7 protein-coding genes are annotated in these 11,781 nt (G+C 44.9%); all 7 read right to left on the bottom strand.

The annotated features are described in order from the left end of the window. Positions 1–19 precede the first annotated feature (19 nt). The 7 genes from cyoA to A6049_RS21155 all read right to left on the bottom strand — a co-directional run bounded on the left by cyoA (position 20) and on the right by A6049_RS21155 (position 11,753). On the bottom strand, positions 20–973 hold the full coding sequence (gene cyoA, locus A6049_RS21185) for a ubiquinol oxidase subunit II (protein WP_063566558.1): 954 nt from the start codon (positions 971–973) through the stop codon (positions 20–22). A gap of 317 nt (positions 974–1,290) precedes the next feature. After that, the gene (locus A6049_RS21180; protein WP_024631414.1) at positions 1,291–1,554 is read right to left on the bottom strand and encodes a hypothetical protein; all 264 of its coding nucleotides are present in this window, start codon (positions 1,552–1,554) and stop codon (positions 1,291–1,293) included. Between the two features lie 398 nt (positions 1,555–1,952). Then, complete coding sequence (locus A6049_RS21175; protein WP_063566557.1) at positions 1,953–3,299, bottom strand: GH1 family beta-glucosidase; 1,347 nt, start codon at positions 3,297–3,299, stop codon at positions 1,953–1,955. Positions 3,300–3,315: 16 nt separating this feature from the next. Next, complete coding sequence (locus A6049_RS21170) at positions 3,316–5,697, bottom strand: glycoside hydrolase family 95 protein (protein WP_063566556.1); 2,382 nt, start codon at positions 5,695–5,697, stop codon at positions 3,316–3,318. Between the two features lie 266 nt (positions 5,698–5,963). Further along, complete coding sequence (locus A6049_RS21165) at positions 5,964–7,649, bottom strand: ABC transporter substrate-binding protein (protein WP_063566630.1); 1,686 nt, start codon at positions 7,647–7,649, stop codon at positions 5,964–5,966. 330 nt (positions 7,650–7,979) lie between these two features. Continuing rightward, on the bottom strand, positions 7,980–9,683 hold the full coding sequence (locus tag A6049_RS21160) for an ABC transporter substrate-binding protein (RefSeq protein ID WP_063566555.1): 1,704 nt from the start codon (positions 9,681–9,683) through the stop codon (positions 7,980–7,982). Between the two features lie 381 nt (positions 9,684–10,064). Next, positions 10,065–11,753 carry an ABC transporter substrate-binding protein gene (locus A6049_RS21155; RefSeq protein ID WP_063566554.1) on the bottom strand — a complete coding sequence of 563 codons (1,689 nt, stop codon included), beginning with the start codon at positions 11,751–11,753 and terminating at the stop codon, positions 10,065–10,067. Positions 11,754–11,781 lie beyond the last annotated feature (28 nt).

The following is an 11,781-nucleotide window of genomic DNA, read 5'->3' as shown; positions in this document are numbered from 1 at the left end:
GGGGCCTCCTTTCGAATCTTTAGTTAGCACTCTTGTCCACGTCTTGCGTAGTAATCTCTTTGGCACCTGAAGCTTCACCGTGCTTGCTGTGAGCGCTTTGACCGTCAATAACATACTTGGTCACGATGTCTTGGAACAGTCCTTCAGGGAAGGAAGAATAATAAGCTACATTGCTTGTTCCCGGTTCCGCCAGTGTTTTATACGTTTCTTGCGTCAGCGGTTGGGATTGTTGTTTCACTTCAGTCACCCATTTGTCGAAGTCTTCCTCCGATGTAGCATTGACGTCAAAACGCATTTGGGCGAAGTGTTCCCCGGTAAAGTTGGCACCTGAACCCCAATATTGACCTTCATGATCAGCTTGCAAGTACAAGGTCATCGCCATACCCGACATTGTATAAATCTGTCCACCAAGCTGCGGAATCCAGAACGAGTTCATCGGTGAATCCGCGGTGAGCTCAAATTTTACGGGCCGGTCTGCCGGGATATTCAACGTGTTGACCGTTGCAATACCTTGCTCCGGATACATAAACAACCATTTCCAGTCCAGTGAAGATACTTGAATGGTCACCGGTGCTTTCTCGGAAGCCAATGGCTTCGAAGGTTCCAGATCATAGGTGTAGCGGATTGTTACAACCGCCAGCAACCCAATAATAATAATCGGAACGGTCCACCAGATAGCCTCCGCTTTAGTGCTATGAGACCAGTTAGGCTCATAAGCAGATTTATTGTCCGGTTTGTCGCGGTAACGCCATACAATTACAGCAGACAAAATCAATACAGGCACAATAACGACTGCACACAGAATTGTCGAAATGACAATCAAATCTCTCTGCGAAGCGCCAACAGGCCCTTTCGGATCCAGAACAACGTACTGCCCGCCTGCCAGCATTGGCCAGACAATCAATGCAATTGTAACCAACGTCAGGACAACCGGAATGATTATCCGAATTAGCGACCTAGGTTTCTTGTTCATCTTGATCCCCTCTCCTTAAATTCGCTCATACTGAAAAAACAGTATACTACTCTCTTCCATCTAAAGATATCAGAAATGAGCAACTTTTTTGTTCATGTTAACAAATTTGTCGATTTTACACCTTAAATGTGTGAATTTTTTCTCACAAATCACTTGCATACTTGATATTTCCTCATTGTAATCTTTACACTTCAAGTCACAAAATAAAACCCTTTGCAGTCCCGTTGAACAGTATCAACGAATCCGCAAAGGGCTTTATTGACTGGGATTCCGGGTGCTCATCCAGTCTTATTATGAACGAATTAACGCAAGATTATTTAATCGGCGCCTTCGTCTTCCCGGCGTGTATGAACAAGTCCAATCGATTTGGCAATAACGTAAATAAATACACTGCCAACCAAGAAACCGATACCCACCATTAATCCGAGGTTACGATCATTAAAATCATTCAGGTTGATCAGGCACATGACTACTCCCGTAATGAGGGCAATCCAAGCCAGAACTGTCATCGTTAGCACTGCACGCCGCATATTTTTATCTTTGCGTTCCAATTGGCTTACCATTGCTGTCTTCGATGCCATAGTAAACACTTCCTTTTCCCTTTTTGTAAGTGCTTTCCTTATACCAATATACCACATCAGTATGATTTTTAGTCAACAAATGTTCAAATTTATTTCGCAATTTGGACACTTTATTTGTATTTTAACTGTTGACAAGGAGCAGATCACTTCTTCTTACTTCTTATAACCCAAAAACGCTCTCCTCATAACATGAAACAGCTTAGACCTTATGAAACCTTCATGAACATGTGAGTCCTGGCTGAAAATAAAACAATAAAAAAGACGTTGATTCGGATAATCGAATCAACGTCTTTTTTCTGATTAAACACGTATGTCCCTGCATTTAACAATTGAAATAACGTAATTACTTAGTTATGTCAGGTTCTGAGCACTTCTTCCTGGAATATTGAAATTAAAGCTTAAATTCGTGTTTCCAACCAATTATTTTTGATCACATTTTGATACCAGTAATAGCTTTCTTTAGGTGTTCTGACCAATGAACGGTAATCCACATGCACAAGACCAAAGCGCATACGGTATCCTTCCGCCCACTCAAAGTTATCCATCAAAGACCAAGCCATGTAGCCTTTCAGGTTGATTCCGTCGTTGATAATCCGATGAATTTGGGCCAAATGCTGCTCATAGTATGCAATCCGGCGATCATCATTGATTTTGCCATTTTCCAAATCATCATTGATGCATGCACCATTTTCTGTGATGTAGACATCCACATTTCCGTATTTTTGCAAGTAATGCATGAACTCATACAATCCGCGTGATTCCACAGGCCAGCCAATATCTGTCTTAGTAAGTCCCATATCGACCTCTTCGGATTGCAATGCACCCGCCTCTGGATTGAAACGATTGATTCCCATGGTGTAATAGTTAATGCCCAACAGATCAATGGGTTGCGAGATGATTTCCATATCACCTTCCTGAATTGGTACGGTAGCTCCAGCTTCAGCGAACCAGTCCACCATAAATTGTGGATACGATCCTTTGTAGATCGGGTCTAGGAACCAATCGGTATTCAGTGCAATGGAACGGTCGCAGGCTGCCTGATCTTCTGGAGATTTGCTGTAAGGCTCAGCCCAGCATACATTGGGTGCAATACCAATCTGTCCTGTTGTACCCAAGCGACGGAACGACTGAACGGCTTTACCGTGAGCAACCAGCAGTCCGTGAGCAACATTAATGGATGTTTGCAGGTCCTTATTTCCTGGTGCATGAATGCCGAGCAAGTTGGACAGAAAAGCAATACACCATGGTTCATTGAAAGTCAGCCAGAAATTAATTTTACCGGAAAACTCCTTAAAGATGACCTCAGCATATTTTACAAATGCATCCACCGTCCTACGATTGCCCCAACCTCCGATATCCTCCAGCGTCTGAGGCAGGTCCCAATGATACAGCGTACAGAAAGGTTCGATTCCCGCTTCAAGCAACTTATCTACGAATCGATGATAGAAGTCCAATCCTTCCCGATTGATCTCGCCATCTCCATCAGGAATAATACGCGGCCAGGCGATCGAGAATCGGTAGGTGTTGATCCCAAGCTTTTTCATCAGCTCGATGTCTTCCTCATAGCGGTGGTAACTGTCACATGCGACATCACCATTATCTCCATTGAATACTTTGCCGGGTGTACGGGCAAACGTATCCCAGATGGATACCCCGCGTCCGCCTTCCTGCGCTGCACCTTCTATTTGATAGGAAGCTGTTGCTGTTCCCCAGCGGAAATCTTGTGGAAATTTAAAAATCGTCATCGTCTACTCCTCCGTCTCATGATGACACGCGGATCGTCTGTCCTGCGGTCATGGTTAAAATCACTACATAATCACCCTGAGGTGTTAACTGCGCCTTAGGCTGATCGTTTCCTTCCACACGCAGTGGGTATGCACTCCGAATGGTTATCGAACCAGCGTGATCAGCCTTAATTTCGGCGCTTGAGAGTCTGCCATCTGCCCACGCGATTGCCACCGTGTATGCACCTCGTGCCCGAAGCCCTTTCACACTGCCACTGGCCCAGTACTCAGGCAGCGCTGGCAGCAGATGTAATTCGCCTAAATGGCTTTGCAACAGCATCTCCGCAATACCGGCAGTGCCACCAAAGTTGCCATCGATCTGGAACGGCGGATGATCATCGAACAGATTAGGATGCGTGGATCGAGCCAGCAGCGTACGGACAAACTGATGTGCCAGCTTGCTATCCAGCAGCCTCGCATACAGATTGATCAACCAGGCACAGCTCCAACCTGTATGCCCGCCACCTTGTGAGATGCGACGTTCAAGTGACACTCGTGCTGCTTCCACCAGTTCCGGCGTATCCAGTCGGTTGATCTGCTCCCCTGGGTACAAACCATACAGATGGGAGACGTGACGATGCCCTGGTTCGGATTCGGCAAAATCCTTAAACCATTCCTGCAGCTGCCCCTCGCTTCCGATCTTGAATGGATAGAGCTTGCTGCGTGCTTCGCTCCACTCCTTCGCCAGCTGCTGATCCACATCCAGCTGCTTCGTTGCTTCAATGCACCGATCGAACAACTCACGAATCAATGTCATATCCATCGTCGAAGCCATGGAGATGCTGCGAGCCTCTCCTTCCTCAGTCAGGAACTTGTTCTCCGGAGAGGTCGATGGAGCCGTAACCAGATATCCGTCTGGTCCCTCCACCAACCAGTCCAGACAGAAGAGTGCCGCTTCCTTCATGATTGGATACGCGCGTTCCGCGAGAAATTGTTGATCACGGGTAAACAGATAATGCTCCCATAGATGTGAGGTCAGCCACACGCCGCCCATTGGCCAGAACGCCCAACTTGCGTCTCCGCCTGTAGGCGTGGATGTCCTCCAAATATCTACATTATGATGGGCTGTCCAGCCACGTGCTCCGTACAAAATACGTGCCGTTCTTCTCCCGGTATCGCTTAGATCCTCCAACAAGCCAAACAGCGGCTCATGGCATTCACTCAGGTTGCATACTTCTGCCGGCCAGTAATTCATCTCGGTATTGATATTAATCGTGTAATCACTGTGCCAGGGCGGCTCCACCTGATGATTCCAGATTCCCTGCAGATTGGCTGGCTGGCTACCTTCACGTGAACTACCCATTAACAAATATCTACCATATTGAAAATAGAGTGCCTCCAGGCCAGGATCATTGGCTCCAGCCTGGTACGCTTGCAGTCGCTCATCTGTAGGCAATTCTTCATTGGCTGAAGCGCCGAGATCAATAGATACTCTTGAAAATAAAGTCCCATGATCCAGGACATGTCGCTCCCGAAGAGCCTTCATGCCATGAGCCATCGCTTTTGTGATTACTTCCCTGCACTCCTGATCCAGAAGCACACCATCTTTAACAGGCATCACATCATAGCCTTCAAAGGCGGTCGCCGCTGTCAGATAAAAAATAACCTGGTCAGCTCCCTGAATATGAAGTCTTCCGTCCATAACCGTTACTTCGGCATTCTTGCCCGTCGCAGTCGCGGCCAGTCGCATAGCATAAGCCGTTCCACGATCTTCTTCGTAGATGACAGACTCCGGATGATCCCTGAAATAATTCGATTCAACATGACTCGGACAGCGACTCAACAGTGTAAGTGCATCGTCCGAAGTCTCAACGTTATAAGGATGTGGACTGTCCAACGTAACGCTTACGTTTACAGATCCCATACGATCAGCAGTGATGGTACAGATCATGAGATCATCTGTTGCACTGGCGTAAACTTCACGTACATAACGAGTGCCTTGATATGAATACTTCGTCGTTGCAATGCCGCTATGGAGATCAAGCTCCCGCTCAAATTCATCGTACGGGATCCCATCCAGTTCATCGTGCTGCAACTTAAAGTGGCCCATCGGCTGATAAGCTTCCACATCACGTCCCAGCATTTCGCGGTTCAGCAATTGTTCAGCTTCGCTATATTGCCCGGACATAATCAGTTCACGGGTCTGTTTCAGATACCGCTGACTGCTGTACTGAATGGTGTCGCGTGGAAATCCGGACCACAATGTATCTTCATTTAGCTGGATTTGTTCACCCGATGCTCCGCCGTATACCATACCGCCAAGGCGACCATTACCGATAGGCAACGCCTCTTCCCAGCGAGTAGCAGGCTGACGATACCACAGACGATTTTCTTTTGTTCTCTCATTAAATGGGGTCATAGATAACTCCTGTTCCTAATCAACTATTTTTCATTCATTACTAAAACGTTTTCGGTATAGCTAAATAACCAATATAAATACTGTTTTACTTGATTGAAATCCGCTTACCTACAAGGCTAAATTGTCGTTTATCTGAAAGTGCTTACAGTAAGAAAATTATATTTGATTTCGAAATTTGCGTCAATGTTAAACATCACATGGACAGCAAAAAAAGACCCTTGCTCAGGGCCTTTTTTGTATATCTGCCTATTCAATTAAAACATAAGTTATTTAACGTCTTTACCTGTCCACAGGGAAACACGATCCTTAACCCAAACAGTGTACTGTTTCTCCATTTCAACTGCGCCGGCTTTGTCCAACTCGGCGAGGAAATCATCGTATACTTTATCAAAGTTCGCAGCTGTAGTCAGAACAGCTTCAGGAATACGTTTGCGCACGATATCCTGTGTTTTTCGGAACGTTACCTCATAATCTGTACCTGATGGTACAGGCATGTTGTATGCTGCGCCCCAGTCTTTCAGTTGCAAATCATCTTCAGAAGGATAGAATTCTTTCCATGTTGTAATGCCATATGCTTTCAACGTTTCTTTCTCTGCGGCAGTATAACCAGCCTGGATCTGCTCTGGGAAGTTCGTTGTGTAAAAGTTATCCGTGGAATCTTTCACGCCATCACCGTATCTCGCACTAAACACGCTATACATACCGATTCCTGTTTCTTTGGTGAAGTTGGAGTTGTCATTGGTTTTACGATCCTGAATATCTTGAGGAATCACCCGTTGACCATCCTCTACATTGTAGTGTTGACCTTCAATGCCCCAGTTTCTCAAAACTTGACCTTCGTCCGAAGCGAGCCAGTCCATGAATTTGATAATACGAACCGGATCTTTGGCAGAAGTTGTAATCCCGATGCCATATCCGTCAAATCCGGTTGGCTGGAATGTATGGTCCACAATGTCCTTGTTCAGGGATACAGAGAAGTGAGCATATGTGCTGTCATCTTTGCCCGCTGATTTGAGTGCATTTTCTGCTTCTTGATAATTCCACTCCTGGTCAATCAGACCGAGTACGCGACCACTTGCGATTTTGGATTTATATTGGTCATCTTTTTGGACAAATGTATCTTTGTCCAGCAGTCCTTCATTGTACATTTTGTTCAACCAGCGGAAGTATTCTTTCTCCTCTGGACGTTTGTAGTGCAACATCGCTTCATATGTTTCAGGGTTGATATAATATTCTCCATCATCGGGTGCTCCAGTTGCTTGGAAGGCCGGGTTCGTTACTGTAATCATAATCTTCCAATCATCTGCATTCAGCGTCAATGGAATGGTCGGCTGACCGTCAATCGTTGGGTGTTTTTTCACATATTCTTTCAATACATTCTCGTAATCCTCAAGTGTTTTCACTTCAGGGTATCCGAGCTCTTTAAGTACTTTTTGCTGAATTTCAAATCCGCCTGTTGCGTCAAACGCAACATTATCAACACCCATATTCGTTGGGATTGTATAAATGGCCTGATCTTCCGAACTGTATTTCAGCCGGTTCATCTGGTCCCCATATATTTTTTTCAGGTTTGGAGCATGCTCCTCAATCAGATCCGTCAGGTCAAGCATTGCCCCTGCATCTACTAGTTTAGACAAGTTACCTTTTGGAAAAACAATATCAGGGTACTCACCGCTAGCCGCCATAAGTGCAATTTTCTGGTCTCCACCATTGTTTACATCATACTCAGCTTCAATCGTAACGCCTGTTTGCTTGGTAATCTCTTTACCGACTGCATCCTGCATCTTGTTCCAGGTTGGACTCGCATCCGCACCAAAGAATGTGAAAGTAACCGGTTCGGTTCCACTGGACTCTGAGGCTTCTTTACTTCCCGAATTTCCGCAGCCAGCTGTAACTAGCATTGCACTTGCGAGCATCAACATTGCAAACGTCTTGGGTGTATTGCCTTTCATTTTGCCTCTCATTGTCTAGTCCCCCTATTATTTATGAAGGTTTTATCTGTATAACAGGCTTTAAGCCTGAGGATACCGTTATAAGACGCATTTCTGTATGCGCTTACTAAAAATTAAATTTGCACTCTTTTTATCAAAATCTAAACCAATGAAAACTCTCTTATCAACTTACATAAAACGTTTTCGAAAAATAATTTAAAACGCTTATTGAAAGTGCTTACATTAACGATTATATGCTATCCTCCCCCTTTCGTCAACAACAAAAAAGGCCCCTTTTAAGGGACCCATTTTGCTTCGAAAATGATCGTTTATCATACCTTATTTTCAGTATTATTTCACGTCTTTACCTGTCCAGAGAGATACACGTTCCTTGATCCAAACGGTATATTGTTTCTCCATGTCTACCGCCCCTGCTTTATCAAGTTCAGCCAGGAGATCATCATACACTTGGTCGAATTTCTCAGGTTTGGCAAGGATGGCTTCAGGAATACGTTTACGGATAATGTCCTGCGTTTTCTGGAACGTTACGTTATAATCCGTATCCGAAGGTACAGGCATGTTATATGCTGCGCCCCAATCTTTCAGCTTCAAGTCGTCTTCAGAAGGATAGAAATCTTTCCACGTTGTAATGCCATAAGCTTTCAATGTTTCCTTCTCTGCCGCAGTATAACCTGCTTGGATCTGCTCAGGGAAGTTCGTTGTGTAGTAATTGCCTGTGGAATCTTTGACACCATCGCCATATCTTGCGCTGAAGATGTTATACATACCGACTCCTGTTTCTTTGGTAAACGCCGAGTTGTCATTGGTCTTGCGGTCCTGTACATCCTCAGGAATGATACGTTGGCCATTTTCCACTTTGTATTGTTCGCCTTCAATCCCCCAGTTTCTCAGCACCTGGCCTTCATCCGAAGCGAGCCAATCCATGAATTTGATAATACGTACAGGGTCTTTTGCAGTTTTGGAAATTCCGATGCCATATCCATCGAATCCGGTTGGTTGGAACGTATGATCCACAATATCCTTGTTGAGGGATACAGAGAAGTGAGCGTAGGTATTCTCGCCATTTTTAACTGATTTCAAAGCATTCTCAGCTTCACCATAGTTCCATTCCTGGTCAATCAGCCCCAGTACCCGACCGCTTGCGATTTTGGATTTGTATTGATCGTCCTTCTGCACAAATGTATCTTTGTCGAGAATGCCTTCATTGTACATTTTGTTCAACCAGCGGAAGTATTCTTTCTCCTCTGGACGTTTATAGTGCAACACCGCTTCATATGTTTCAGGGTTAATATAATATTCACCGTCATCCGGTCCACCTGTTGCCTGGAAGGCTGGATTCGTTACCGTAATCATAATCTTCCAGTCATCTGCATTCAGCGTCAGCGGAATGGTTGGCTGTCCGTCAAGTGTTGGATGTTTTGCATAATATTCTTTCAGAACTTTCTCGTAATCCTCAAGCGTTTTCACTTCTGGGTAGCCGAGTTCTTTCAATACCTTTTGCTGAATCTCGAATCCGCCTGTAGCATCAAACGCAACATTATCTACACCCATGTTCGTTGGGATCGTGTAAATGGACTGATCTTCCAAACTGTATTTCAGACGGTTCATCTGGTCCCCATAGATTTTCTTCAGGTTAGGTGCATATTTGTCAATCAGATCTGTCAGGTCAAGCATCGCGTCTGCATCCACAAGTTTAGACAAGTTGCCTTTAGGATAGATAATATCAGGGTATTCACCGCTGGCAGCCATCAAAGGTATCTTTTGGTCGCCACCATTATTCACATCATACTCAGCTTCAATTGTAACACCTGTTTGTTTCGTAATTTCTTGGCCGACTGCGTCCTTCATGTTGTTCCAGTTTGGACTTGCGTCAGCACCAAAGAACGTGAAGGTGATTGGACTGGTCGTATCCCCTGTGTCCGTTGGTGTTTCTGAAGCCGTAGTTCCTCCTCCGCTACCACTGCATCCTGCTGTAATGGCAAGAGCGCTGGCTAACAGAAGCATTGCGAATGTTTTTGGTGTTTTGCCCTTCATGTGTAATCCCCCTTATGGATAAAATGAAGCTATCTATTGTAGAACAGGCTGACCTGCACATACCGTAATTGGGTGATTCTCATTGTAAAACGTTTGATTTTATAACATAAAAAGCGTTTTCTAAAATGAAGTGAAAAACACTCGCTCTATCCAGTAATTTGAGGAACTAATCCGTACTCCTTTTGACTGAAGAGATTCATGTACATGCCTTGATAAATCACTAATGAAAGTGCTTTCATATTTGAATAATAATCCCTCTAAAAGTCCTTGTCAATAGTGAATTTACAAAATTGAAAACGTTTTTCGGAAAACGTTTTAGGTGTAAAAAAGAACCCAGTTTCCTGGGCCCTTTTTTCGAAAAAACTATTCTGCTGAAACGAATTACTTGCTCTCTTCACCGCTCCACAATTGAACACGGCTTTGTACCAGCTCAGTGTATTGTTTTTCCATGTCCTCTGCTCCGGCTTTATTCAGCTCGGCAATCATCCCATCATAAATGGCATCGAATTGTTCAGGGGAACTGAGGATCGCTTCAGGGATCCGTTTACGGATAATATCCTGTGTTTTTTGGAAAATAACGTTGTAATCCGAGTCACCTGGAGTTGGCATATTGTACGCTGCTCCCCATGGTTTAACCGGGAACTCATCTTCACTTGGGAATAGATCTTTCCACGTTGTTGCGCCGTATGCTTTGAGTGTCTCTTTCTCTGCATCGGAATACGCCGCTACAATCTGTTCAGGGAAATTCGTTGTGTAATAGTTATCCGTTGAATCCTTGACACCATCTCCATAGTGACCAGACATATTGGTATAGAGGCCAATACCTGTTTCTTTCTGGAATACGGCAGCATTATTCGTTTTTTGGTCCTGAATATCGGCCGGAATCACACGTTTGCCATCTTTCACTTCGTACTGCTCACCTTCAATACCCCAGTTCATCAACACTTGGCCTTCCTCAGAAGCTAGGTAATCAAAGAATTTAATTGTACGAACCGGGTCCGGATTCGATGTTGTAATCCCTACACCCCATCCAGATACAAAACCAGGGTCCTGGAAGGAATGATCCTTGATATCTTTAGACAGAGTTACCGGGAAGTGTGAATAGGTCGCTTCATCTTTGCCCGCTGCTTTCAATGCGTTTTCCGCATCGGAATAACCCCAATCCTGGTCTATGACGCCCAGAACACGTCCACTTGCAATTTTGGATTTGTATTGATCTGTTTTCTGTACGAAGCTGTCCTGATCAAGCAGTCCTTCTGCGTACATATGGTTCAACCAACGGAAATACTCTTTCTCTTCCGGACGTTTGTAATGCAGACTTGCCTCATATGTCTCAGGATCAATATAGTACTCGCCGTCATCCGGAGCACCTGTTGCCTGGAAGGCCGGATTCGTTACCGTAATCATGATTCTCCAGTCATCTGCGTCCAGGGATAACGGAATCGTTGGTTGACCGTCAATCGTTGGATGTTTCTCCTTATATGCCTTCAATACATTTTCATAATCCTGCAGTGTACGCACTTCAGGGTATCCCAGCTCTTTCAATACACGCTGCTGAATCCCAAATCCGCCGCCTGCATCAAAATACTTCTGGTCTACCGCATAATACGTAGGCAGTACATAAATTCCTTGATCTTCGTTGCTATATTTCAGCCGGTCCATGTAATTACCATACAGCTTCTTCAGATTGGGAGCATATTGCTCGATCAGATCAGTCAGATCGACCATTGCCCCAGCATCCACGAGCTTGCTTAGCTCTCCTTTGGGTGAAACGATATCCGGATAGTCTCCGCTTGCTGCCATTAAGGATACTTTATCCTGACCACCACTGACGGCAAACTCACCGTTAAGGGTTACTCCTGTTTTCTCTGTAAGGACCTTGCCCACTTCATCCTTCATACCGTTCCAGTTCGGACTGGGATCGACGCTAAAAAAGTCAAAAGTAATCGGAGACGTATCACCGCTAGTGTCCTTAAACGACGTTTCGCCGCTGTTTCCTCCACCGCAACCTGCGAGCAAAGACATCGCAAGTACTGGAGCCAGTGCAATCTTCATTTTGTTTCTTGCCATAATGGTAATCCTCCCGTTTCATATGTCT

Source organism: Paenibacillus sp. O199 (assembly GCF_001636635.1).
GTDB classification, from domain to species: domain Bacteria; phylum Bacillota; class Bacilli; order Paenibacillales; family Paenibacillaceae; genus Paenibacillus; species Paenibacillus marchantiae.
This window is presented reverse-complemented; position numbering and strand designations above follow the sequence as displayed.

Coding starts and splice junctions, on each gene's coding strand:
- cyoA (WP_063566558.1), bottom strand. CDS start 973: ATGAACAAGAAACCTAGGTCGCTAATTCGGATAATCATTCCGGTTGTC.
- A6049_RS21180 (WP_024631414.1), bottom strand. CDS start 1,554: ATGGCATCGAAGACAGCAATGGTAAGCCAATTGGAACGCAAAGATAAA.
- A6049_RS21175 (WP_063566557.1), bottom strand. CDS start 3,299: ATGACGATTTTTAAATTTCCACAAGATTTCCGCTGGGGAACAGCAACA.
- A6049_RS21170 (WP_063566556.1), bottom strand. CDS start 5,697: ATGACCCCATTTAATGAGAGAACAAAAGAAAATCGTCTGTGGTATCGT.
- A6049_RS21165 (WP_063566630.1), bottom strand. CDS start 7,649: ATGAAAGGCAATACACCCAAGACGTTTGCAATGTTGATGCTCGCAAGT.
- A6049_RS21160 (WP_063566555.1), bottom strand. CDS start 9,683: ATGAAGGGCAAAACACCAAAAACATTCGCAATGCTTCTGTTAGCCAGC.
- A6049_RS21155 (WP_063566554.1), bottom strand. CDS start 11,753: ATGGCAAGAAACAAAATGAAGATTGCACTGGCTCCAGTACTTGCGATG.